This window comes from Streptomyces sp. NPDC003036, from assembly GCF_040611175.1.
Lineage (GTDB): Bacteria > Actinomycetota > Actinomycetes > Streptomycetales > Streptomycetaceae > Streptomyces.
On sequence record NZ_JBEXNO010000022.1, the window covers coordinates 104,031 to 127,301 of the forward strand.

Genomic DNA, 23,271 nt, shown 5'->3' on the forward strand with positions numbered 1-23,271 from the left:
AAGTGAGCGTTCTACTGGACCCGGTGACCACGGCCACCGGCTCGGTACGCGTCGAGGGGCTGCGCTTCGGCTACCCGGGCCGCGAGGTGCTCGACGGTATCGACCTGGCCATCGCCCCGGGCGACCTGGTCGCCCTCGTCGGCCTCAACGGCTGCGGCAAGAGCACCCTGCTGCGGCTCTGCGCCGGGCTGCTGAAACCGGCCGCGGGGCGGGTGCTGCTCGACGGCGACGACCTCGCCCGCCTGTCGCGCCGCGCCGCCGCCCGCCGGGTCGCCCTGCTGCACCAGCAGGCTCCGGCCGTACCTGGTATGACGGTGCGTCAGCTCGTACGCCAGGGGCGGTACGCGGCGCGCGGGCCGCTCGGCATGCTGCGGGACGGCGACGACGCGGTGTGCGCCCGCGCGATGGCGGACGTGGGGGTCGCGGAGTGGGCCGACCGGCCGGTGGACGCGCTGTCGGGCGGTGAACGGCAGCGCGTGCGGCTGGCCATGGCACTCGCCCAGGACACGCGTGTGCTGCTGCTCGACGAGCCGACCACGTACCTCGATCTGCGGCATCAGCTGGAGGTCATGCAGACGGTCGTACGGCTGCGTGAGGAACGGGGGTTGACGGTGGTGATGGTGCTGCACGACCTGGGGCATGCGGCGCGGTTCGCGGACCGGATCGTGGCGCTGCGGGACGGGCGCGTGGCGGCGGACGGACCGCCTGCCGAGGTGGTCACCCCGGCGCTGCTCGCCGATGTCCTCGGCGTGGCGGGCCGGGTCGGGCGCGATCCGGAGGGGGGCTGGCCCGTGTGTTACCCAGATCACCCTCTTCCCTCCGCTCAGGCCTTGCGAAATGAAAATCATATTCATTAGTGTCTGCAGTGCGTCGCCGGTCCGGCGGCGCGGTCACCCGTAGAAAACGGAGGCTCAACTCATGGAGCAGAACAAGGTGTTCACGCCGATCGCCGAGCAGGGTCAGCTCGCCCACCTGTCGGCGACCCACTCCAACGCCCTCGTCGAGAACCCCTTCGACGACGCCGTCGAGGCCGACGCGGCCGAGTAAGTCCGCCTCAGCGTCACCCGTGCCTGGGCCCGCCCGGATCGCCTTCCCGGGCGGGCCCGTCCCGTCCCGTCCCGCCCGTCTCTCTTGGAGGAACATCGTGGCCACCGTGCGGCTCGCGCCCGGCGTCGCCCTCGTCACCGTCCCTGACCGGGGCCTCGCCGTCCGCACGCCCGACGGAACGTTCCTGCGGGTGAACACGGGAGACGTGGACGAGACGGAGCTCCTGGCACATCTGACGACCGGCCTCCCGGCGACCGGCGAACTGGCAGCCCTCGCCGACGTCTTCGAGGAGGCCGGTTACACCACCCGCACGCAGGTTCCCGCCCCGCTCGACGGACGCACCGTGGTCGTGCTCGGAGACCCCGGGCTGACAGGGCCGCTCACGCGGTGCGTCCGCGACGCGGGAGCCCGCGTGCGGGAGGAACTCCCCGACCGCGACCCGGACCCCGCACGGACGGCGGTCGTCTGGTGCCTGGACGGGCCCGCCCCCGAAGGCGTCTGGGACGAGGCCGACCGGCTCCCCGCCCGCGGCACCGCCTTCCTGCGCTGCCACCGCGAAGGCGCCCACGCCTGGCTGGAGCCGCTTGCCTGCGCCCCCGGCGACGTCACCTCCGCGCACGTACGCCTCCGGCGCCTCGCCGCCACCCCCGCGCACCGCGAACTCGCCGCCTACTGGGCCGGACACACCACCCCCGACGGCGGCCGCCACACCGAGGCCTCCGCCGCGCTCACCGCCGCCCTCCTCACCGGCGACCTCCTCGCCTGGGCCAATGGCGCCCCCCTGCCCGTACGGCGCCGGCTGCGCCGCCTCGACCTGCGCGACCTCACCGTCACCGAACACCCCGTCCTCCCGGTGCCGGACGTCGCCCCGCTGGACGCCCGACCGTGACCAGCACCGTCCGCATCGAGGGGCTCGCGACCGACGTCTGCCTGCCCCCGACGCCCGGCCCCCACCCCGCCGTCGTCGTCCGCACCCCCTACGACCGCCGCCACCACCGCGCCGAGCTGCGCGGCTGGGCCGCCCGGGGCTTCGCCGCGCTCGCCCAGGACGTACGCGGCCGGCACGGATCCGAGGGCGACTGGCAGCCGTACGGCGACCACGAGCGCGCGGACGGCGAGGCGACCCTCCACTGGGTCCGCGCCCAGCCCTGGAGCGACGGCCGGGTCATCGCCGCCGGTGCCTCCTACGCCGCCCACTGCGCCCTCGTCACCCCCGGCGCCGACGCCGTGATCGCCGCCGTCCCCGCGCTGGGGCTCGCCCAGACCGCGCGCGAGACCACCGGCCCCGAACGCCTCCAGGCGCGCGTCGGCTGGTGGTCCCAGCACGGCGACCTCCCCGCCACCCCCCGGGCGCTGGACCACCTCCCCGTCACCGGAATCCTCGACTCCCCGGCCTGGCGGGCCCTGTGGCGCGCACCCCGCCGCGAGATACCCGCATCCGCCGTGCCGCTGCTCGCCGTCGGAGGCACCCGCGACCCGTTCGCCGAGGACACCCTCCGGCTCTGGCGGCGCTGGCCCGGCCCCGCCCGCCTGCTGCTCGGCCCCTGGGGCCACCGGCTCACCGCCGAACCGGCGCCCGAGGCCCGCCCCGCACACCGCCTCTCCCTCGGCGCCCTCTACACCGGCTGGGCCCGCGCCGCACTCGACGGAGCGCTCACCGGCCGGACCGGCGCGGTCGCGCTCGGCGGCAGCGACCACTGGTACCGCCCCCGGCCCGTCCAGCCCACGCCGTACGCCTTCGGCACCGGCCTGCGGCTGCTGCGCGGCGCCGACTTCGTCGCCGACCCCGAGCACCCGGTCCGCTCCGACGGGCTGGACGTCCCCACCGACGGCCCCCCGGACCGCTGCCTGCTCCTCTCGCCGCCGCTCCCGCGCCCCCTGGACCTGCTCGGCCCCGCCGACGTGTCCCTGGACGCCACCGCCGACGCGCCGAGCGCCGACTGGGCCGTACGGCTCGTCGCCCTCGACCCCGAAGGGCGGGCCGACCCGCTCGCCACCGGCGTCGTGCGCCGCACCGGACCCGGGCCCTTCACCGTCCCGCTCGGCCACCTCGCCCGGCGCCTGCCCGCCGGTACGCGCCTGCGCCTGGAGGTCGCGGGCCACCACTTCCCGGCACACGCGCGCAACCCGCACACCGGCGAGGACCCGGTGACCGCCACGCGCCTGCTGCCGTCCCACCGCACCGTACGCACCCGGGGCAGCGCCCTGCTCCTCCCCGTCGTCCGGGGCGCCCGCCCCGTCGACCCCGTACAGGAGATCCAGACGTGAACATCGAAGCCCTCGTGGACCCGGTCTGCGGGCTGATACGCGGCGTCGAGCCCGTACCGCACCCCACCGGCGCCCCGCCCCGCTACACCGCCATGACCGCCGACGTCTCCGACGCCCGCCGGTTCGGCGCCTGGCCCGCCGACCGGGTCTCCCTCGGCACCACCTTCGGCGACCCGGCCGGCGCCCGCGTCGCGGCCATCGCCGAGGCCGTCGAACGCTACTGCGGCAACCGCGTCCCGCCGCCCGGCCACCCCGCCGCGCCGCGCCGCGCCACCGCCGCCGAACTCGCCGCCGAGGGCAAGCGCCTGTACGGCCCCGGCGACCTGCCCGCCTACGCGCCCTGGCAGTACGCCCGCCCCGGGTTCCCGTACCGGCCCCTCACCCCCGAGACCCCCGCCCTCTGGGCGCGCGGCACCGAGGACGGCGAGGAGGTCTGGGCCCCGGTCGCCCTCACCCACCTCAACTGGCGGCAGGGAGCCCACCGCTCGCTCCCGCGCACGCACCACCTCAACTACGCGGGCATCGCCACCGGCCAGGGCCTCGACGACGCCGTCGAACGCGCGCTCCTGGAGATCGTCGAGCGCGACGCCCTCGAACTGTGGTGGCACCTCGACGGCCCGACCCGGGGCATCGACCCCGCCAGCGTCCCCGGCCTGACCGACGACCTCGCGGGCTGCGACCTCGACGTGTGGATCGTGGAGATGCCCTCCGAGTTCGCGCCCTGCATGGCCGCGCTCGTCCACGACCCCGCGCGCGACCTGTACGCCGCCGGCTTCGCCTGCCGCTACGACCCGGCCGAAGCCGCCCGCAAAGCCGTCCTGGAGGCCGTCCACACCTGGGTCTTCACCCAGGGCACCACCGACGCCGACGGCTGGGTCTTCCAGGCCATCGAGGCGGGCATGCTCGCCCGCGGCCTCTACCTCGACCACCGCCCCGACCGCCGCTACCTCGACGACTGCGGCGAGGACTTCGCCGCCGTACGGGACCTCGGCGCCCACGTCCAGGTGTGGCTCGACCCCCGCATGGCGCCGTACGCACGCCGCTTCACAAGCCCGTCGCTCGGCACCGTCCCCGTCACCGACGTCAAGGCCGGCACCCGTGGCGAGCTGGAGGCCCGCCTCGCCGGCCACCGGATCCTCACCTTCGACCTGACGACCGAGGACGTCCGGGAGACGCCCCTGCGCGTCGCCCGCGTCCTCGTCTCCGGCCTGATCCCCAACCAGCCGGCGGCCTTCGCCTACCTCGGCTGCCCCCGCTTCGCCGAGGCGGCCCTCGACCGCCACTGGCGTACCAACGCGCCCACCACGGCCGGCGACTTCACCCTCGCGCCGCCGCCCCACATGTGATGAACCCCCTGACCCGAGCCCGTTCCCCCCAGCCGCCCGGCCCGGACTTCCCGGCCGGACGCCAGGTCACCCCCTGGCCGGGCGAGCTCCGGCCGGTCCCGCCGCCCCTGGACCGGCTCCTGCGGCTGTCCCTCGCGGGCGGCCGCCTGCGCCCGGCCGCGTCCGCGGGCGCCCTGCACCCGGTCAACGCCCACCTCCTGCTGGGCCGGGGCACCCCGCTCCCGCCGGGCCGGTACGCCTACGACCCCGTACGCCACCGCCTGATCGCGCGCACCACCGCGCCCGCCGACGCACCGCCGGGCGCGGTCGCCGTCCTGACCGTCACCGCCCGGCGCACGGTCTGCCACTACGGCCACCGCGCCTGGCCGCTGCTGCTCCTGGACACCGGCCACGCGGCGGCCGCCCTCGCGCTCGCGGGCGCCCCGGAGTGGTGCCCGGACGCCGACGTCACGCTCCTCGCCCAGGCGGCGGGCCTCCCGCCCGACTGGCGCGGCGCCGAACCGGAACACCCGCTGGCCGCCGTCCGCCTGACACCCGGCCCGCGTGACGTCCTGGAGCGCTGGGCGGCCCACGGGCCCGGGGCCCCGCCCCCGCCGACGCCTCACATGCCGCCTCCGGTCCTGGAGGAGACGTGGCGGATCCTCGACGGGCTTCCCGGAGCGACGGCGTGGCTGCGCGCGGAAGCGCCCGCGCTTCCGGAGGCCGCGCTGCTGTCGCGCCGCAGCGCGGAACCGCCCCTCGGAGGCGTACCGGAACGGCACCTGCTGGAAGCGGTCCTGGCGACGGCCCGTCGCACCACCGCGGTGCGGTGGGGGCTCCGCACCGACACAGCCCCCGAGGCCCTCGCCGCCCGCGCCGCGGGCCAGCACTGGGTCGGGCACGCGGGCGCCCTGCTGCTCGCGCACGGCTGCCCCGACGACGCGCCCCCGGCCCACGTCCGCCATACCCACCTGCACGCCGGTTACGCCGTGGGCCTGGCCCAGGCCGTGGCCGGCCACCTCGGGCTCGCCTCGCGTCCCGTCGGCTCATGGCAGCACGGCCCGGGCGGCCCGCCCGACATCGTCCACGCCCTCACCCTGGGCGCTCACTCAGAAGGGACCCATCGGCCATGATGCTCCACCCGGAGCTGCTGCGTGCCGCCCGGATCGCGCGGCGTCCCCTCCTCGGGGCGACCGCTCTGCTGGGGGCCGTGGCCGCGACGCACCTGGCGCAAGCGGTGCTGCTCGCCCTCGCCCTGGCCCGGATCGCGCGGGGTGAGACGCAGACCCTGCCCGCCCTGCTGGCGGCCGTCCTCGCCACCGTCGCCGTCCGCGCCGCGCTGACCCGCCGTCAGCGCACCCTCGCCGTCCGCGCCGGGGCGCGCGTACGGACGGGCCTGCGCGACGCGCTCCTCGAACGGCTCGGCACCCTCGGCCCCGTCGGCCGCGGCACGGACGCCCGCGCCGGAGCCGTACGCGCCACCCTCGTCGACGGCGTCGAGGGCGTCGACGCGTACGTCTCCCGCTACCTGCCGCAGCTGCTGGTCACCTGCGTGCTGCCGCCGCTGCTCCTCCTGGCCGTCGCCGTGGTGGAGCCGGTCGCGCTCCTCGCCCTCGCCCCGGCCCTCGTCCTGGCCCTCTTCGCGCCCCGCTGGTGGGACAAGCTGCTGGCCCGGCGCGGGCAGGAGCACTGGGGATCGTACGAGGCGCTCTCCGCCGACTACCTGGAGGCGCTGCAGGGCATGCCGGCGCTGCGGGCCGCCGGGGCGGTCGCCCGCGTCCGCGCGCGCCTGGAGGAGCGTTCGGCCGCCCTGCACCGCGCCACCGTCGCCAAGCTGCGGGTGTCGCTGATCGACACCGGCATCACGGACCTCGCCGTGCAGGGCGGCACGGTCGCCGCCGCGCTCGTCGCCTGCGCGTCGGCCGCGTCCGGCCGGACCGCCGCCACCGGTACGTACCTGCTCCTCATGCTGGCCTCCGAGTGCTTCCGCCCGGTCCGCGACCTGTCGCGCGAGTGGCACGCGGGCTACCTCGGCGTCTCGGCCGCCGACGGCATCGCCGAGCTCCGTACCGCGCGTCCGTCCGTACGCGACGGGGGCGGCCGGCGACCCCCCGCCCACCCCCCGGCCGTCCGCTTCGACGACGTGCGCTTCACCTACCCCGGCGCCACCGCGCCCGCCCTGCGCGGTGTGTCGTTCACCGCCGAAGCGGGCCGCACGACGGCCGTCGTCGGCCCCTCCGGCGCGGGCAAGTCGACGCTCGTCGCCCTGCTCCTGCGCCACTGGGACCCGGACGGCGGCCGCGTGACGCTCGACGGCACCGACCACACCGCCTACGCGCTCGCCGCGCTGCGCCGTGGCATCGCGGTGGTGTCGCAGGAGACGTACCTCTTCCACGCCTCCATCGCCGACAACCTCCGCCTGGCGCGCCCCGGCGCCACCGACGACGAGCTGTACGCCGCCGCCCGTGCGGCGGGCGTCCATGACGAGATCACCCGCCTGCCCGACGGTTACGGCACCCAGGTGGGGGAGCGCGGCGCGACGCTCTCCGGCGGCCAGCGCCAGCGCCTCGCGCTCGCCCGGGCGCTCCTCGCGGACGCCCCGGTCCTGGTGCTCGACGAGGCGACGAGCGCCGTCGACGAACGCCGCGAGGCCCTCATCGGGCGCGAGCTGCTCCGCGCCGCGCGCGGCCGTACGTGCCTGGTGGTGGCGCACCGCCTCGCCTCCGTACGGGACGCGGACCGGATCGTCGTGCTGGACGGCGGCCGGGTCGACGCGGTCGGCACGCACACGAGCCTGCTGGCCCGCAGCTCCCTGTACGCGCGGCTCGTCGCCGCCGGACGCACCCACGAGGAGGCGGCGTGAGCACCCATCTTGTCGACAAGCCCGAGCGGGGTGCCCTGCGGGCCCTGCTGCCCGTCCTCGCGGCCCACAAGGCGATGACGGTACGCACCTTCGCCGCCGCCCTCGTCGACCAGGCGGCGCTCGTCGCGCTGGTCACGCTCGCCGCGCACACCGTCGGCACCGCCGTCATGGAGCGCGCCGCGCCCGCCCCGGCCGCGGTCGGCGCCCTGACCGCCCTGGTGGTGGTCCGCTCGCTCGCCACCTGGCGCGAGATGGACCTGTCGCACGACCTGGCGTACCGGGTGCTGGCGGAGCTGCGGATACGGGTCTTCGACGGCCTGGCCCGCAGCGCGCCCGCCCGGATAGCCGGCCGCCGCAGCGGCGACCTGGCGGCGGCCGCGCTGGGCGATGTGGAGGCGCTGGAGTTCTTCTACGCGCACGCCGTCGCGCAACTCCTCGCCTCCGGCGTGGTGTTCTCCGCCGGTACGGCGGTCCTCGCGGTGCTGGACCCCTGGCTGCTGGCCCCGGTCCTCCCCGTGGCCGGGCTGCTGGTCCTCGCGCCGCTGCTGGAGGGCCGGGGCAGGGCGGAACGCGGAGCCCGGACCCGGCGGGCCGCGGCCGAACTGTCGGCCGAGGTGGTCGAGACGGTCGACGGGATGCGCGAACTGCTGGCGTTCGACGCGCTGGACCGCCGCCGCGCGGGGCTGCGCGCCCACGGCGAGCGGCTCGGCGAGGCCCAGCGGGCCGAGCACGCGTGGGAGGCGGGCGCGGCGGCGGTGCGCGACCTGCTGGTGGTGGCGGCGGTCGTCGGGGTGGTCGCGGCGGCCGCGCACACGCTCGGCGGGGCGTGGGCCCCGGCCGCCATGGCCCTGGCGCTCGGCGCCCTGGCGCCGGTCGCCGACTCGGCCGCGGCGCTCGGCCAGGCGGGCGGGCTGCGCGCGGCGGCGTCCCGCGTCGGCGCGGCGATCCGCGCCCGGGCCGGTGCGCCCGAGCCCGCCGCGCCGAGGCCGGTACCGGCCGGACCGCTCGGGATCCGGCTGCGGGGCGTCCGCTTCGACTACGGCGGCGCTCCCGTGCTCGACGGCCTCGACCTCACGGTCCGCGCGGGGGAGACCCTCGCCCTGGTGGGGGCGTCGGGCGCCGGCAAGTCGACGTGCGCGGCGCTGCTGGCCCGGTTCTGGGACCCGGCGGAGGGGGCGGTGGAGCTCGTCGGCGCGCACGGCGATCCCGTCGACGTACGCGACCTCGCGGACGAGGAGCTGCGGCGCACGGTCGCGGTGGTCGGCCAGGACGCGCCGCTGTTCCACGGGACGCTCGCCGACAACCTGCGCCTGGCGGCGCCGGACGCGACGGACGGGGAGCTTCGCGCCGCCGCCCGCCTGTGCGGGGTGGACCGGATCGCCGAGGCGCTGCCCGACGGCTACGGCACCCACGTGGGGGAGCGGGGCGCGACGCTCTCCGGCGGCCAGCGTTCGCGCGTGGCGCTCGCCCGGGCGCTGCTGACGGACCCTCGGGTGCTGGTCCTGGACGAGACGACGGCCCATCTGGACACGGCGGGGGACGCGGAGCTGTCGGCGGCGCTGGCGGCCGCCTCCCGGGGCCGTACGACGGTGGTGATCGCCCACCGCCCGGCGACGGTCCGCCGGGCGGACCGGATCGCGGTCCTGGAGGGCGGCCGGATCGCCGAGACCGGTACGTGGGAGGAGCTGTCGGCGGCGAAGGAGGGGGCGTTCGCGCGGGTGCTCACTCGGTGACTGCGAGCGGGAAATGGGCGCGCGCGATGTGTTTTGCGCGCCGGGCGGCGACATACGCGCCAGATGTGCGCCCCCGAGTACCGGGAGCGCTGAATTCCGGGAAAACGCAGGTGGCGAAGTGTTGCCACGACGCACGGAACCTGACGCGAAATCACCCCTCCGGGCGCGCACCGGACGTCTCTGCGATTCCCCGTGTGCTTTCAACCCCCAACCATCAGATTAGTACGACAATCTGAGAAACAGACCGACTCTTGCGGTACGGCGTTGACCTGGGGCTTGCTTCTGTTACCGGGCCACCCGCCATCACAGGACGGGTGGACAACCGAACAGAAGGAGACATCCATGAAGAAGGCATACGAGGCACCGATGCTCGTCCGCCTGGGTTCCTTCCGTAAGAAGACCGGGCTCCTCCAGAGCTCCGGCAACGACCGTCTGATCCTGAGCAAGAACTGACGGTCGACGGGTCGAGCGAATCGACGCCATGACACACACGCACGAGAGTGCGGGACCGGGCCCCGGCGACGCGGATTTCGTGGTCCTTCCGGACCACGCGGCCGCGCCCGCCGTGGCCCGGCTCTTCTCCCGCACCACCGACACCCGCGCGGCCACCCGCACGCTGCCCCACCCCTCCGGGCGGCCCTGGCTCGTCGGCCGCTGGCACGACGACGAGATCGTGGCCGCCCGTGCCGGGGCCACGCTCCTCGCCGTCATCGGCTGCTGCCCGCTCGACGAGGCCGAACTGCAGCGGCACGCCGCCCGCTTGCGGGACCTCGCACAACTGGACGCCCTGGCCCGTACGCTGCCCGGCAGCTTCCACCTGGTGGCCGTCCTCGACGGCCGGCTCCGCGTGCAGGGAACCGCCTCCGGGCTGCGGCTGGTCTTCCACGCGGCGGTCGGCGGCGTACGGGTGGCCGCGTCGCGCGCCGACGTGCTCGCCGCCGCGCTGGGCCGCGACCCCGACCCCGAGCAGCTCGCCGTCCGGCTGCTGTGGCCCGTGCCGCACCCGCTGGCCGAGGCGCCGATGTGGCGCGGCGTCACCGCCGTACCACCCGAGGACGCGCTCGTCGTCGCGCCGGATGGACGCGGCGCACGGCACGCTCGCTGGTGGACCCCGCCGGAGCCGGCGCGGACGCTCGCTCACGGCGCGCCGCTCGTCCGCGAGGCGCTCACCGAAGCCGTCGACGCGCGCACCCGAGCCGGAGGCACGGTCAGTTGCGACCTGTCGGGCGGCCTGGACTCCACCACCATCTGCTTCCTCGCCGACGACTCACCCGCCCACGTGGTGGCCAGCACCTGGCCCGGACGCGACCCCGCCGACACCGACCTGCACTGGGCGCGGCAGGCCGCCCGCTTCCTGCCCGACGTGGAACACGTCGTGTGGGACGCCGACGCCTCCCCCCTCGTCTACACCGACCTCCTCGCCATCGACGACCTGTTGGACGAACCCACCATCGGCGTCATGGACCGCTCCCGGGTCCTGCACCACCTGCCCGCCATGGCCGAGCGGGGCAGCCGCCTCCACCTGACCGGCATCGGGGGCGACCACGTGGCCTGGTGCTCGGAGGCGTACTACCACCGCCTCGCCCGCACCCGACCGCTGTTCGCCGCACGGCAGTTGCGCGGCTTCCGTGCCCTGTGGCAGTGGCCGCTCGGCACCACGCTGCGCGCTCTGGCCGACTCCCGCCCGTACGGCACGTGGCTCGCGGACGCGAGCGGCCGGCTGCGCGAACCGGGACCCGCCACCGCCACCACCAGCCTCGGCTGGGGCATGCCCCCGCGCCTCTTCGACTGGGTGACGCCCGACGCCGAGGCGGCCGCGCGGCGCGCCCTGCGCGAAGCCGCCGCCACCGCCGCACCGCTCCACCCGGACCGCGGCCTCCACGCCGACCTCGACCAGATCCGCGCCGGCAGCCGCATCATCCGGCAGTGGGACCGGATGGCCGCCCGCGCCGGCGTGCCGATGGCCTCGCCGTTCCTGGACGACCGCGTCATCGAGGCATGCCTCGCCGTCCGGCCCGACGAACGCGTCACACCCTGGGCGTACAAGCCCCTCCTCACCGCCGCCATGAGCGGGATCGTGCCCGAGGCGTGCCTGCGGCGCACCAACAAGGCAGCCGCCTCCATGGACGCCGCCGACGGGCTGCGGGCACACCGCGCCGACCTGGTCGCGCTCTGGGAGGACTCACGGCTCGCCCGCCTCGGCCTGGTGGACGGCGCCGCGCTGCGCCGCCTCGCCGAGCGGCCCTCCACGCCCGGGCTGCGGGACGCCATCCTCTACTCGACGATCGCCTGCGAGGTCTGGCTGCGCGGCCTCACGCCCGCCACGAAGCCCCCGACCGAAGGGAACCCGCCATGGCACTGCGCTTCGGCGCCGACGTCTCCACCGCCGACACCGACTACGGCACGGTCCTCCTCGACGAACGGAGCGGACAGTACTGGGAGTTGAACCCCGCCGGCACCGTCGTCGTCCGCGCCTTGATGGCGGGCGGCGACGAATCCGCCGCGGCGGACGCGCTCGTCGCCGCGTACGACATCGACCGGACGCGGGCGGAGCAGGACGTCGCCGCCCTGGTGGCCGAGCTGCGCTCCTCGGGGCTGGTCGCATGACCACACCGAGCGCGCTGGAGCGGCCCACCGGAGTGCCGTTCGCCCGGCGGCTGGCCGCGCGGCTCGTGCTGCTGCCCGCGTTCGCGCTGGCGCTGCTGCCGCCGCGCCGGGTGCGCGCCGTGCTCGGAGTCGTACGCCGCGGGGCCCGGCCCGCCACCGCCGCGCAGGCCGGGGCCGCCCGCGACGCCCTGTGCGCGGTGAGCCTGCGCTGCGCGGGGCCGCGCGGCTGCCTGCCCCGCTCGCTGGGCGCGGCGCTGCTGTGCCGGCTGGGCGGGAGCTGGCCGACGTGGTGCACGGGCGTACGGGTCGTGCCGCCGTTCACCGCGCACGCGTGGATCGAGGCGGAGGGGCGGCCGGTGGGGGAGGGAGTGCCGGACGACTACTTCCGACGGCTGATCGCGGTGGGACCGGTGGGATCGGTGGGGTCGGCGGGTCGTGCGGCTCCGGCGGCTCCGGTCGCACCGGCAGACCCGGGTCACGCGGCGGACCCGGCGGCGAGCGGACCGCCCGGACCATGACCGGCGCGCAGAAGGCGGAGGCCGGCCGCTCGGGCGCGGAGGCGGGCCGGTCGGGCGCGCAGCCCGACCGCTCCACCCGGGCCGCGGTCGTCACCCTCTACCGGCTCACCGCCGGACACCGGTCCTCCGTCGCCACCGCCACCGCCCTCACCCTGGTCGGCTCCGCGCTCGGCCTGGCGCAGCCGCTGGTGGCCCGGCTCGTCGTGGGCGGGAGCGGGCGCGCCGGGGACGGCGGGGCGTTCTGGGCGCCGCTGGCGCTGCTCGCCGCGCTGTTCGCCGCCGAGGCGGCCACCGGCGCGGTGGGGCGCTTCGTCCTGGAGCGCATGGGCGAGGGCGTCGTACGGCAACTCCGCCACGGGCTGGTGGCCCGGCTGCTGCGGCTGGAGATGCGGGAGTACGACCGCCACCGCGGCGGCGACCTGATCGCCCGGGTCACCGCCGACACCACGCTGCTGCGGGAGGTCGTGTCCCAGGCCCTCGTCGACCTCGTGACGGGTGCGCTGGTGGCGGCTGGGGCGATCGTGCTCATGGCCTGGCTCGACCCCGTCCTGCTGCTCCTCGTCGCGCTGACGGTGGCCGCTGCCGCCGCCGTCGTGACCTCGCTGCTCCAGGGCATCCGCGCCGCGTCGAGCCGCATGCAGAACGCCGTGGGCGCCCTCGCCGCGGACCTGGAGCGTGCGCTCGGCGCCCTGCCGATGGTGCGGGTGCACCGGGCGGAGGAGCGCGAGGCGCGGCGCATCGGGGAGCGCGTGGACGCGGCGTACGACGCGGGCGTACGGACGGCGAAACTGGCCTCCGTGATGAGTCCGGCCGTCGAACTCGCCGTCCAGGGCTCGTTCCTCATCGTCCTGGTCATCGGCGGCCTGCGGGTGAACGGCAGCTCCGGCTCCCTCGGAGACCTCGTCGCCTTCCTGCTGTACGCGTCGTACCTCGTGCTGCCGCTGTCGTCGGTGTTCCGGGCGGTGGGGCTGATCCAGCGGGGCATGGGCGCCCATCAGCGCATCGCCGAGGCGCTGGCGCTGGCGGCGGAGCCGACGGAGCCGACGGAGCCCGGCCCCGCGCGGTGGACGGCGACACCTCGTACACCGGATCCCGCCAAGGCGGAGGCGCCCGTCCTCGCCCTGCGGGACGTCCGGTTCGGCTACGACCCGGGGCGGCCGGTGCTGCGCGGCGTCACCCTGACCGTCCCGCACCGCCGGCAGGTGGCCCTGGTGGGCCGCTCCGGCGCGGGCAAGTCCACCCTCTTCGCGCTCGCGGCGCGGTTCTACGAACCGGACTCCGGGACGCTGCTGTTCGGCGGGCGGCCCGCCGCCGAGCTGACCCGCGCGCAGTGCCGGGCGCGTATCGCGGTCGTCGACCAGAACACCCACGTCGTCCACGGCACGTTGCGCGACAACATCGCCTACGCGGCGCCCGGTGCCACCGACGAGGAGGTGCGGCGCGTGGTCGAACTGGCCCAGCTGGAGGATGTCGTACGGCGCCTTCCCGGCGGTCTGTCCGGCCGGCTCGGCGAGCGCGGCGGAACCCTCTCGGGCGGCGAGCGGCAGCGCGTCGCCCTGGCCCGCGCCCTGCTCGCCCGGCCGTCCCTGCTGCTGCTGGACGAGCCGACGTCCCACCTGGACGCCCTCAACGAGGCGGCGCTCACCGCCGTGATGCGGGACGCGGCCCGGGAGTGCGCGGTGCTGGTGATCGCGCACCGGCTCTCGACGGTCCAGCACGCCGACCGGATCGTCGTCCTGGACGAGGGCCGGGCCGTCGCCTGCGGCGACCACGGGGAGCTGCTGGAGACCAGCCCCCTGTACCGCGCGCTGGCCGCCGGCCAGATGCTGCGGCACAACGGCGTACGCGGGACGCGGCGAGACACCCCCTAGGGGGAGCTCTCCCCGGATACGGCGCTCCAGACCTGGGCGTTGGTGCCGTTGCACTCGTGGATCTGCACCTGGACCCCGTTGGTGAAGTTCGCGTAGGGCACGTCCAGGCACTTGCCGGACCGGGGGTTGGTCAAGGCGCCCGGGGTGGGCTGGTCGTGGCGCCACTGCTGGGCGGCCGTGCCGTTGCAGGTGTAGATCTGGACCTTGGTGCCGTTGGCGGTACCCGCGCCGGCCACGTCCAGGCACTTGCCCGAGTTCGGGTTCACCAGGGTGCCCTCGGGCGTGGTCTTCCAGGTCTGGCCCAAGGAGCCGTTGCAGTCCCACAGCTGCACCCGGGCGGCGTCTTCCTTGCTCGCGCCGCCCACGTCCAGGCAGTGCCTGCCGCCGTCGGGGCTGTAGGTGAACTCCGTGGATGAGGGTGTGGGCGTGGGCGCCGGGCCGGTCACGGTGAACGTGCACCAGGCGGCCCAGGCGGACGGGCCGTCGGAGCCTTCGGCGCGGATCCGCCACCGGTAGTCACCAGGGCTGAAGGTGCTGGTGGGAATCTGGACGCCCCACCCGTGCCCGACCGGCCCCGTGGTGACCTGGAACGTGCGGAACGGCTGTTCGCCCGACCGTGCGAGCTCTATCGTCCCGCCCAGGTTCGGCTGGGGGTCCACGCCCCTGACCGAGGCGGCGAACAGGGGTGCGGAACCGTTGGTCGTGCTGAACGTCGGCGGCGTCTGAGCGCCGCAGAACTGGAAGCCCGCGTAGGGGCCGGTCGAGACCCGCAAGGTCTCGGGGACGTCCGGGGTGGCGGCCCACGCGGGGGCGGGGACACCGAGGAAGGCGGCGGCCAGGGCCGCGGACGCGGCCGGCACGGCACGGAACCGACTCATGATCACTCCATCGCAAGATCGACAATGCGGTCGCTCTGGAGTCCACACCGCCGAGCGTCTCGAGGTCACCCCCTCCGGTGGTGCCGTAAGGGTTACGTCACATCCCTTGGACCGCACCCGCCGGAGCGGTACGGCCGGCGTAAAAGTAGCGGCGGGGTATGCGCGTACCCGGCATAAAGATGCTATCGGTGTAAGATTTTGGCATGACGCAGCAGACGAGCAGTGCGACGGACGCCGCGGCCCCGGGCCTGCGGGAGACCAAGAAGCGCGAGACGCGGCAGCTGATCTCCGACCGCGCTACCCGGCTCTTCCTGGAGCGGGGCTTCGAGGCCACGACCATCGCCGACATCGCCGACGCCGCGCGCGTCGCCAAGAAGACGGTGACGAACTACTTCCCGCGCAAGGAGGACCTGGCCTTCGACCACCAGGAGGAGTTCGCCGCCGGCCTGGCCCGTACCGTCGCCGACCGGGCCCCCGGGGAGACCGCTCTCGCGGCGCTCCGCCGCTCCTTCCTGGCCGCCGTCGCCGCCCAGGACCCCGTCGCGGGCTTCGCCGGTCCGGAGTTCACCGGAATGATCGCCGCCAGCCCCACGCTGACCGCCTGCCTCCGCGGCCTGCACGACCAGCGGGAGGACGCCCTCGCCGCCGCCCTCGCCGAGGCGACCGGTGTCCCGGGCGACGACATCGCGGCGCGCACCGCCGCGGCCCTGCTGGGTGCGGTGCACCGCGTCCTGTTCCAGCGCATCCAGGAGCTCACGCTCGCCGGCCGCGGCAACCCGGAGATCGCGGCGGTCCTGGAGGAGGAGGCCACCCGGGCGTTCGATCTGCTGGAACCCGCCCTCGCGGACTACGCGCGGTGATGAGCACGCGGCTGCCCGGATGCTGAACCCGCCCCCCGGAGTCGGTGAAACTTCACCTTTCATAGGGTGAATACCGTAAAGAAGGCGTGAGCACAGCGGGCCACGCTGTGGACTTCTTGGGGGGAACGATGTCGATGACCGTGGTCGGCTGTGTCGTCAGGTGCGAGGGCGTGGTGATGCGCCATGGGTAAGAGGGGGAAACCGGCTCCGCGTCGAGGGGCCGGACGCCTCGGTTCCATACGCGCGGAGCCCACCGGTCATACCAGGCCGGAGCACCCGGAGCACCCGGAGGACGCTGCGTACGCGGAGTCCCCCCGGCCCGCCGGTCCTGTGGACACGGAGTCCACGATGGCCCTGCGGACCCTCCCCTCCGGCTCGGCGGGCCGGGGGGACTCCGCCCGCGAGCCGCGCACGGGAGCCGCCGGCTCCCGCAGGGCTGCCCGGCAGCCGCGACGCAAGCTGCCCTCCTGGGTGCCCGTGGACCGGCTCGCGGTGCTGCTCCCGCTCGCGCGGCGCATGCGGCCGGACTACCCCCGCCCGGGCCGGCAGGGGTTCCGCCGGTGGATTCCCTCGTGGCGGCAGCTCGTGGGCTCCCTGCTCATCACCGTGGGGCTCGTCACGACCGGTCTGGCCCTCGCGTACTGGCGTACCGAGATACCTGAGGACCTGAACTCCTTCGCCACCCAGCAGGACAACGTCTACTACTGGGACGACGGCTCGGTGATGGCGCGTACCGGATGGGTGCGGCGCCAGGAGATGCCCCTCGAAGAGGTGCCCGAGGACGTCCGATGGGCGGTGCTGGCGGCCGAGAACGCGAGCTTCTACGAGGACCCGGGCATTTCGCCGTCCGGCATCGCGCGCGCGATCACCCGGATGCTCGGGGGCGGCGAGACGCAGGGTGGCTCCACCATCACGCAGCAGTACGTGAAGAACGCCTACCTCAACCAGGACCAGACGTACTCGCGGAAGTTCACCGAGATGATGCTCGCGCTCAAGGTGGACAACAAGTTCAGCAAGGACGAGATCCTGGAGGGGTATCTCAACACCAGCTGGTTCGGCCGCGGCACCTACGGCATCCAGCGCGCCTCGCAGGCGTACTACGGCAAGGAGGTGTCCGAGCTCAACGCGAGCGAGGGGGCCTTCCTGGCCTCCCTCCTGAAGGGCGCCGGGCTGTACGACCCCGCGCTCGGCGGCGGGAACCGCGAGCGGGCCGTCGAGCGCTGGGAGTGGACGCTGGACCGCATGGTCGAGATCGGCAAGCTCTCGCCGGCTGAGCGCGCGAAGTTCACCAAGTTCCCCGAGCCCACCGAGGTGACCGGCGGCCGGACCGACCTCAGCGGCCAGCACGGATACCTCGTCGAACTCGCCAAGTCCTACGTCACCCGCAGCGGCAAGGTCTCCGACGCGGAGTTCGACCTCGGCGGCTACCAGATCTACACGACGTTCAACAAGAAGCGGACCGACTCCCTGGACAAGGCCGTCCACACGGCCCGGGCGAAACTCGACCCGAAGAAGCGGGAGGAGGACACCTTCGTCAGGACGGGTGCGGCCACGGTCGGCGCCGACGGGAAGATCCTGGCCCTGTACGGCGGGCCCGGCTTCCTCAAGCAGGGCTTCAACGAGTCCAACGCGGTGACCGTCCCGGCCGGGTCGGCCTTCACCCCGTTCGTCTACGCGGCGGCCCTCAGCGAAGGCGTGATGCGCGAACGGCAGGGCCCCCGTGTGCCCGTCACCCCCTCCACCCCGTACGACGGCCGGCACAACGCCTCCGTGATGACGCCCGAGGGCCCCTACTGGGACCGCAACGGCAGGGTGGTGAAGGGCAAGAACGACGGCGGCAAGTCGTGGGGAGAGTCCATCACCCTGCGCGAGGCGATGGTGAACTCCGTCAACACGCCGTTCCTCCAGCTCGGCATGGACGTGGGCCTGGACCGGGTGCGCCGCCACGCCGTGAACGCCGGGATGCTGCCGTCGAGCATGGGCCCGCAGGTGCCGGCCTTCTCGCTGGGCACCTCGACGCCCAGCGCCATCCGGATGGCGACGGCGTACGGGACGTTCGCCTCGAAGGGCATGCACACCGAGCCGTACTCGGTCCTCCGCGTCACCCGCAACGGTCAGGAGGTCCGGCTGCCCGCCGTGCGCTCCCAGCGGGTCTTCTCCGCCGACGTGGCGCGGCAGGTGACCGACGCGCTGGAGGGCGTGATGGAGGAGGGCACCGGCGCGAGGGCGCGGGTGCCGGGGGTCCGCGCGGCCGGCAAGACGGGGACGACGCAGGACAACAAGGCCGCGTGGTTCGTCGGGTACACCGAGCAGGAGGCCACGGCGGTGGTGCTCTACCGGATGGACCTGCGCAAGCTGGACCTGCTGCCGCTGGACCGGGTGGCCGGCGCCGAGGCCGGGACGCTCGGCAGCAGCCTTCCGGCCGACATCTGGCGGGACTACACGGAGGGCCGGACGCAAGGGGCGGCACGCCCCTGAGGGACGTACCGCCACCGCGTCCGGCCCTGATTGCCGTTACTCGGGTTACTTGACGAGCGCCTTCCAGTCGGGCGCCTGCCCCGGGTCCAGCGAGCGCAGCTGCTCCAGGACGGCCGGGTCCTGGACGTCCAGCCAGTCGGACAGCTCGCGGAAGGACACGCACTCCACGTCCTTCCGCGGGCAGACGTCCCGCATCATCTCTTCCACGGCCTGCATGTAGATGCCGCCGTTCCACTGCTCGAAGTGGTTGCCGATGAACAGCGGGGCCCGGCTGCCGTTGTAGACCCGGTTGAAGCCGTTCATGTACGCGTCCAGCGTCGTCTTCTTCCAGGTCGGGTACAGGGCGGGGTCGCCGTCCGTCTTTCCCTTGGACTGGTTGTAGAGGAAGTTGAAGTCCATGGAGAGGACCTGGATCTCCTTGTCCGGGTACGGCAGCAGCTGCAGCGGGAAGTCCCAGATCCCCTGCTGCTTGCGCGGCCACGCCTGGAAGCCGCCGGGGGAGCTGGCGTCATAGCGCCAGTCGTACTCCTTGCTCGCCGTGATGAGGTTCTTCTGGCCCTCCAGGCAAGGGGCCCGGCCCCCGACGAACTCACGGTCGGGGTCGAACGGCAGCGGCGGGATGTCGGTGAAGCCGGTGTGGGTCTTCCACTTCTTGAGGAAGCCGTACGTCTGGTCGATCTCGCTCTTCCACTCGTCGACGCTCCAGTCGCCGCCGCCCTTGGGGCCGCAGAAGTGGCCGTTGAAGTGGGAGCCGATCTCGTGGCCGTCCTTCCAGGCGCCGCTCAGCTGGGTGAGCGTCGTCCGGATGTGCTCGTCGGTGGGGTACGAGATGGCGGCGGAGCCCCGGTCGTGCTGCGGGGGGTCGTACACGTCCGACTTCGACTTCGGCAGCAGGTAGATGCCGGTCAGGAAGAAGGTCATGTGCGCGTCGCTCTCCTTGGCCACCTGGCGGAAGTGGGAGAAGAGGTGGTCGTCGCCCTCCAGCGCGCCGTCCCAGGAGAAGACCACGAACTGCGGGGGCTTCTGGCCCGGCTTCAGCTTCTCGGGCTTCAGCTGGCCCGGCTGCGGGCCGGTGTGCGAGGTCGAGCCGTCGCCCAGCACCTCCACCTTGCCGTCCCAGGGCTCCGCGCGCTTACGGGCGTTCGCCCCGGCGGGCGGGCGCTCTCCCTGGGCCTGCGGGGCCTCGCCGTCGTCGCCGGTGCCCGTCGCCGCCGCCGGGGTCTCGGAGCCGCCGGTGAGGGTCCTGCCGAGGAACAGCGCGACCGAGACGAGCAGCAGCGCGGACACGGTCATCAGGGCGGTGCGGGCGCGGGAGCCGCGGCTGCCGGCTCGTCTGCGGCCCCGGCTGCGGGCGCTTCGGGTCATCGCTGTGGCTCTCTCGGTGCGAGGAAAAGGCATGCTTCATCCGGCATGACGATCCGAATATAGAACGTCTCATCGGTCCGCTTGGTGTGATGTCGCACATCTGTCCGGTGAGTTGTGCCTCTTGCGCCGCCCTTACGCCTCCCAGTGCGCGGGCCGTGCGAGGCGCGCGGGCAGGACCGTCCGGGCGTCGCCCCGCGCCGCGTTGAGCTGCGGCTGGGTGAGGAAGAGTGCGCCGGTGAGGTCGGCGCCGGCCAGCCGGGCGTCGCGGAGGTCCGCGCCGAGGAGGTCGGCCTGGCGCAGGTCGGCGCCCGTGAGGTCGGCCGCGATGAGGTAGGCGCCGCGCAGGCTCGCGCCGCGCAGGTCGGCGCCGGTGAGGCGGGCGCCCATGAGGTCGGCGCCGCGGCGGTTCTTCTTCTTGGACCGCGCGCCGGGGACCCCCGCCCGGACGAGCTCGGCGGCGCGCTGGAGCAGATCCCCGACGACCCGGCGCTGGGCGCCGAGGTCGAGGGCGGCGAGTTCGGCGGGGGAGAGGAGCGTGAGCCGCTCGGTGTCGTCGAGGGCACGGCGGACCTCCCCGTGGAGGGGGCGCGCGGGCTCCAGCTCCAGCACCTCGGCGAGGTACCGGAGCAGCTCGTGCAACTGCCGTACGACGGGGAAGGCGGCGAACATGGCCTGGGCCGTGTCCGGGTTCCGGCGCCAGTCGCGCCCGCCGAAGGTCACCTGGGAGACCTTCTGGCCGGCGCCGAAGCAGTCGTACACCGTGCAGCCGGGGAAGCCCTCGTCGCGCAGGCGGGTGTGGATGCCGCAGCGGAAGTCGTCCCGCAGGTTGCCGCACGGGGTGCCGGCGGGCTTGCCGACGGCGAAGTCCGCCGACGCGGTGAAGGGCAGGGCGACGCAGCAGAGGCCGAAGCAGTTGGCGCAGTCGCCGCGCAGGGTGTCCAGCTGCAGTGTGTCGTTATGTCCGGACATCGGGGATCGCTTACCAGTTTTCTCAGGCGTAGGGGGAGAGGTTGACCGTATGTCAGGACATTCTTACGACATGCGCAGCGCGAGGAAGAAGTCCAGCTTGTCCTCCAGCCGCGACAGGTCACGCCCCGTCAGCTGCTCGATCCTCCCCACCCGGTACCGCAGCGTGTTCACGTGCAGGTGCAGCCGCGTCGCGCACCGCGTCCACGACCCGTCCGAGTCGAGGAACGCCTCCAGCGTCGGGATCAGCTCCGCCCGGTGGCGCCGGTCGTAGTCCCGCAGCGGGTCCAGCAGCCGCGCCGTGAACGCCCGCCGCACGTCGTCCGGCACGAAGGGCAGCAGCAGCACGTGCGACGCCAGCTCGTGGTGCCCGGCCGCGCACACGCGCCCGGGCCGCGCCGCCGCCACCCGCCGCGCGTGCCGCGCCTCCTCCAGCGCGCCGCGCAGCCCCTCGGCCGAGTGCACGGCGGCGCTCACGCCCAGCGTCAGCCGCCCGTCGTCCGCGAGACCCGCCGACAGCGGCTCGCGGACGGCCGCGAGCAGCGCGTCCGCGTGCAGCCCGGGTCCGCCGGCGTGCACCGCGACCGCGCCCTCCTCCTCCGCGTCGTCGGGGGAGGCGCCGGAACCGTCCGCCCCCGGCACCGCGGGCAGCGGCACCAGGGCGATCGCCTCGTCGCCGGTGTGCGCCACCGCGATCCGGTCGGCCGAGTCGGGGCCGGAGGTCGCCGGGTCGACCAGGATCTCCTCCAGCAGCGACTGGGCGACCGGCCCGGTCTCGAGGGCCGGAGCGCCCTTCGCCCCGCCCGTGACGGCCGTTCCGCCGCCCGCGGTGCCCGGGCCGCCCGCCGAGGCCGCGCCCTCCTCGCCCCACTCGACGCGCGCCACCACGACCTGCCAGTGCGGCGCGGTCCCGAGGCCCGGCAGCAGCACCGGCGCGGCCACCCTGAGGCGCGCCGCGATCTCCGCCGGGGCCGCGCCCGTCTGGACCAGCTCCAGGACCTCCTGAGCGAGCCGCCGCCGTACCGTACGCGCCGCGTCCCGCCGGTCCCGCTCGACGGCGATCAGCTGCGTGACGCCCTGGAGCAGGTCGAGCCGGGCGGCAGGCCAGTCGCTCGCGTCGGCCTCGACGGCCAGCAGCCAATCGGACAGCACGGTCTCGCGCACATCGCGCGCCGCGGGCGTCGCGCCGCGCCCGGTGTTACGGATCGGGAAGAGCGAGTACGTCGTGGGGCCGACCTGCGCGCGGTGCGGACCGCGCCGCCCGGTGCGGGTCGCGGCCAGGTGCTCACCGGCGAGCCGGGCGCCCACCTCGGCGGGCAGCGGCGCGCCGGCGCCCGCGATGCGGCGCCCGGTCGGCGACAACACCCAAGCGTGCAGGTCCAGGTCGGAGCCGAGGAGGTCCAGGACGACCTCGGGTCCGCCGCCCGCCGGGCCGGACGTCATCAGCCTTCTGTGCCGATCGACGACGGCGGCGAGATCACCGGCCCGCTCGCCCGACACCTGTCGAACAACATGCTCCGTGATCGTTGCAAAAGCAACGGACTCGTTTACTGCGAAGAGGGGGAGGCGGTGGCGCAAACAAGCCTGAACCAGATCGTCCGGGATGGCGCCCAGTTCCGCCTCGCCGGCCGCCAGGCCCGCGACGCCGGCCGCGGAAAGGATGCGGACGAACGGCTCGGAGTCGTGCTCGTCCCGTCGCCAGGCCAGGCCGGTGAGCACCAGCTCGCCGCCCGACAGGTACCGGCTGGGGTCCCGTAGGTCCGTCGTCATCACGCCGCGCACCGTGCGGTCGAGCTCGTCCTCGCCGCCGAGCAGCCGCAGCCCCAGCGCGTCGGTTTCCAGCAGTGCGCGCAGCCGCATCTCGTCGCCGCCGATCTTTTTCGTGGGTGTCTGGTTGTGGCCGGTGACCCGTGGCCACCGTTTCCGGGGGGAAACGGAGAGGTTACTGGTCCTCGCCTTTCGTTCGAATCTACAAGACGAGGAGGGCGGCCAGCCAACTCCTTCATATGTTCAGCGACTGCACCGGGTGGAGCACCGCTAGGTGTACTTGCTCCACGACGCGTTAACAGCACGTGAACATGAAGACGAGAACGTGGGCCCGGCCGTCCCCCGTGCCCCAGCGAACGACCGATCACGCAGATCACGGCACACGTCGATCACCTGGATCACGTACCACCGGATCACGTAGAAGAGAGCCACTCATGGACTTCCTTCGCCCCGCAAGCTGGGAGGAGGCGCTCGCCGCCAAGGCCGAGCACCCCACGGCCGTGCCTATCGCGGGTGGCACTGATGTCATGGTCGAGATCAACTTCGACCACCGGCGGCCGGAGTACCTGCTCGACCTCAACCGCATCGAGCTGCTGAGCGAATACGAGGTCGGCGAGGAGAACGTCCGCCTGGGCGCCTCCGTGCCGTACACGCGGATCATGGAGAACCTCCGTGACGAGCTGCCGGGCCTGGCCCTGGCGTCCCACACGGTCGCGTCGCCGCAG

The 23,271-nt window shown here is 74.6% G+C and carries 19 protein-coding genes and 1 pseudogene; 16 read left to right on the forward strand and 4 right to left on the reverse strand.

Annotated elements, in window-relative coordinates:
- The first annotated feature begins 2 nt into the window (after positions 1 to 2).
- The 13 genes and pseudogenes from ABZX67_RS18235 to ABZX67_RS18295 all read left to right on the forward strand — a co-directional run bounded on the left by ABZX67_RS18235 (position 3) and on the right by ABZX67_RS18295 (position 14,232).
- Entirely contained in the window at positions 3 to 857 is an 855-nt protein-coding gene (locus ABZX67_RS18235) for an ABC transporter ATP-binding protein (protein WP_355361232.1), read from the forward strand.
- A 61-nt stretch (positions 858 to 918) separates the two neighbouring features.
- Positions 919 to 1,047 carry a streptamidine family RiPP gene (gene amiA / locus ABZX67_RS18240; protein ID WP_355361234.1) on the forward strand — a complete coding sequence of 43 codons (129 nt, stop codon included), beginning with the start codon at positions 919 to 921 and terminating at the stop codon, positions 1,045 to 1,047.
- A gap of 97 nt (positions 1,048 to 1,144) precedes the next feature.
- On the forward strand, positions 1,145 to 1,936 hold the full coding sequence (locus tag ABZX67_RS18245) for a hypothetical protein (protein ID WP_355361236.1): 792 nt from the start codon (positions 1,145 to 1,147) through the stop codon (positions 1,934 to 1,936).
- Positions 1,933 to 3,315, forward strand: a complete 1,383-nt coding sequence (locus tag ABZX67_RS18250; RefSeq protein ID WP_355361238.1) for a CocE/NonD family hydrolase — start codon at positions 1,933 to 1,935, stop codon at positions 3,313 to 3,315. The genes ABZX67_RS18245 and ABZX67_RS18250 overlap by 4 nt, the downstream gene beginning before the upstream one ends.
- Positions 3,312 to 4,661, forward strand: a complete 1,350-nt coding sequence (locus ABZX67_RS18255; protein ID WP_355361240.1) for a YcaO-like family protein — start codon at positions 3,312 to 3,314, stop codon at positions 4,659 to 4,661. Before ABZX67_RS18250 ends, ABZX67_RS18255 begins: the two co-directional genes overlap by 4 nt.
- A complete protein-coding gene (locus ABZX67_RS18260) occupies positions 4,661 to 5,773 on the forward strand; it encodes a hypothetical protein (protein WP_355361243.1) in 1,113 nt (370 codons plus the stop codon). The genes ABZX67_RS18255 and ABZX67_RS18260 overlap by 1 nt, the downstream gene beginning before the upstream one ends.
- The gene (locus ABZX67_RS18265) at positions 5,770 to 7,503 is read left to right on the forward strand and encodes an ABC transporter ATP-binding protein (protein WP_355361245.1); all 1,734 of its coding nucleotides are present in this window, start codon (positions 5,770 to 5,772) and stop codon (positions 7,501 to 7,503) included. Before ABZX67_RS18260 ends, ABZX67_RS18265 begins: the two co-directional genes overlap by 4 nt.
- Positions 7,500 to 9,236 carry an ABC transporter ATP-binding protein gene (locus ABZX67_RS18270; RefSeq protein ID WP_355361247.1) on the forward strand — a complete coding sequence of 579 codons (1,737 nt, stop codon included), beginning with the start codon at positions 7,500 to 7,502 and terminating at the stop codon, positions 9,234 to 9,236. The genes ABZX67_RS18265 and ABZX67_RS18270 overlap by 4 nt, the downstream gene beginning before the upstream one ends.
- A gap of 342 nt (positions 9,237 to 9,578) precedes the next feature.
- Positions 9,579 to 9,689: a keywimysin-related RiPP gene (locus ABZX67_RS18275; protein ID WP_355361249.1), complete on the forward strand. Its 111-nt coding sequence runs from the start codon at positions 9,579 to 9,581 to the stop codon at positions 9,687 to 9,689.
- A gap of 28 nt (positions 9,690 to 9,717) precedes the next feature.
- Positions 9,718 to 11,571: pseudogene (locus ABZX67_RS18280) on the forward strand (asparagine synthase-related protein); the annotation flags it as partial.
- Positions 11,572 to 11,588: 17 nt separating this feature from the next.
- Entirely contained in the window at positions 11,589 to 11,843 is a 255-nt protein-coding gene (locus ABZX67_RS18285) for a lasso peptide biosynthesis PqqD family chaperone (RefSeq protein WP_355361251.1), read from the forward strand.
- Entirely contained in the window at positions 11,840 to 12,361 is a 522-nt protein-coding gene (locus tag ABZX67_RS18290) for a lasso peptide biosynthesis B2 protein (protein ID WP_355361253.1), read from the forward strand. The genes ABZX67_RS18285 and ABZX67_RS18290 overlap by 4 nt, the downstream gene beginning before the upstream one ends.
- The gene (locus ABZX67_RS18295; protein ID WP_355361255.1) at positions 12,358 to 14,232 is read left to right on the forward strand and encodes an ABC transporter ATP-binding protein; all 1,875 of its coding nucleotides are present in this window, start codon (positions 12,358 to 12,360) and stop codon (positions 14,230 to 14,232) included. Before ABZX67_RS18290 ends, ABZX67_RS18295 begins: the two co-directional genes overlap by 4 nt.
- Here ABZX67_RS18295 and ABZX67_RS18300 read toward each other — a convergent pair.
- Entirely contained in the window at positions 14,229 to 15,110 is an 882-nt protein-coding gene (locus ABZX67_RS18300; protein ID WP_355361257.1) for an RICIN domain-containing protein, read from the reverse strand. The genes ABZX67_RS18295 and ABZX67_RS18300 overlap by 4 nt on opposite strands.
- Positions 15,111 to 15,313: 203 nt before the next feature.
- Between ABZX67_RS18300 and ABZX67_RS18305 the strand changes: the two genes are divergently transcribed.
- A complete protein-coding gene (locus tag ABZX67_RS18305; protein ID WP_355361259.1) occupies positions 15,314 to 15,970 on the forward strand; it encodes a TetR family transcriptional regulator in 657 nt (218 codons plus the stop codon).
- A 348-nt stretch (positions 15,971 to 16,318) separates the two neighbouring features.
- Positions 16,319 to 18,448 carry a transglycosylase domain-containing protein gene (locus ABZX67_RS18310; RefSeq protein ID WP_355361261.1) on the forward strand — a complete coding sequence of 710 codons (2,130 nt, stop codon included), beginning with the start codon at positions 16,319 to 16,321 and terminating at the stop codon, positions 18,446 to 18,448.
- Between the two features lie 45 nt (positions 18,449 to 18,493).
- On the opposite strand, the gene ABZX67_RS18315 is transcribed toward ABZX67_RS18310, so the two are convergent.
- The 3 genes from ABZX67_RS18315 to ABZX67_RS18325 form a co-directional block, all read right to left on the reverse strand.
- The gene (locus tag ABZX67_RS18315; protein WP_355361263.1) at positions 18,494 to 19,813 is read right to left on the reverse strand and encodes a hypothetical protein; all 1,320 of its coding nucleotides are present in this window, start codon (positions 19,811 to 19,813) and stop codon (positions 18,494 to 18,496) included.
- Positions 19,814 to 19,945: 132 nt separating this feature from the next.
- Positions 19,946 to 20,782: a pentapeptide repeat-containing protein gene (locus ABZX67_RS18320; protein ID WP_355361265.1), complete on the reverse strand. Its 837-nt coding sequence runs from the start codon at positions 20,780 to 20,782 to the stop codon at positions 19,946 to 19,948.
- Between the two features lie 63 nt (positions 20,783 to 20,845).
- A complete protein-coding gene (locus ABZX67_RS18325) occupies positions 20,846 to 22,639 on the reverse strand; it encodes a PucR family transcriptional regulator ligand-binding domain-containing protein (RefSeq protein ID WP_355361267.1) in 1,794 nt (597 codons plus the stop codon).
- Positions 22,640 to 22,980: 341 nt separating this feature from the next.
- On the opposite strand from ABZX67_RS18325, the gene ABZX67_RS18330 reads away from it, so the two are divergent.
- A partial coding sequence (locus ABZX67_RS18330; protein WP_355361269.1) for an FAD binding domain-containing protein occupies positions 22,981 to 23,271 on the forward strand: 291 nt, incomplete at its 3' end.

What these genes read in the sequence shown, in the direction of transcription:
- amiA (WP_355361234.1), top strand. Translation starts at nt 919, where the DNA reads ATGGAGCAGAACAAGGTGTTCACGCCGATCGCCGAGCAGGGTCAGCTC.
- ABZX67_RS18260 (WP_355361243.1), top strand. Translation starts at nt 4,661, where the DNA reads ATGAACCCCCTGACCCGAGCCCGTTCCCCCCAGCCGCCCGGCCCGGAC.
- ABZX67_RS18265 (WP_355361245.1), top strand. Translation starts at nt 5,770, where the DNA reads ATGATGCTCCACCCGGAGCTGCTGCGTGCCGCCCGGATCGCGCGGCGT.
- ABZX67_RS18275 (WP_355361249.1), top strand. Translation starts at nt 9,579, where the DNA reads ATGAAGAAGGCATACGAGGCACCGATGCTCGTCCGCCTGGGTTCCTTC.
- ABZX67_RS18285 (WP_355361251.1), top strand. Translation starts at nt 11,589, where the DNA reads ATGGCACTGCGCTTCGGCGCCGACGTCTCCACCGCCGACACCGACTAC.
- ABZX67_RS18290 (WP_355361253.1), top strand. Translation starts at nt 11,840, where the DNA reads ATGACCACACCGAGCGCGCTGGAGCGGCCCACCGGAGTGCCGTTCGCC.
- ABZX67_RS18295 (WP_355361255.1), top strand. Translation starts at nt 12,358, where the DNA reads ATGACCGGCGCGCAGAAGGCGGAGGCCGGCCGCTCGGGCGCGGAGGCG.
- ABZX67_RS18300 (WP_355361257.1), bottom strand. Translation starts at nt 15,110, where the DNA reads ATGAGTCGGTTCCGTGCCGTGCCGGCCGCGTCCGCGGCCCTGGCCGCC.
- ABZX67_RS18305 (WP_355361259.1), top strand. Translation starts at nt 15,314, where the DNA reads ATGACGCAGCAGACGAGCAGTGCGACGGACGCCGCGGCCCCGGGCCTG.
- ABZX67_RS18310 (WP_355361261.1), top strand. Translation starts at nt 16,319, where the DNA reads ATGGCCCTGCGGACCCTCCCCTCCGGCTCGGCGGGCCGGGGGGACTCC.
- ABZX67_RS18315 (WP_355361263.1), bottom strand. Translation starts at nt 19,813, where the DNA reads ATGACCCGAAGCGCCCGCAGCCGGGGCCGCAGACGAGCCGGCAGCCGC.
- ABZX67_RS18320 (WP_355361265.1), bottom strand. Translation starts at nt 20,782, where the DNA reads ATGTCCGGACATAACGACACACTGCAGCTGGACACCCTGCGCGGCGAC.
- ABZX67_RS18325 (WP_355361267.1), bottom strand. Translation starts at nt 22,639, where the DNA reads ATGCGGCTGCGCGCACTGCTGGAAACCGACGCGCTGGGGCTGCGGCTG.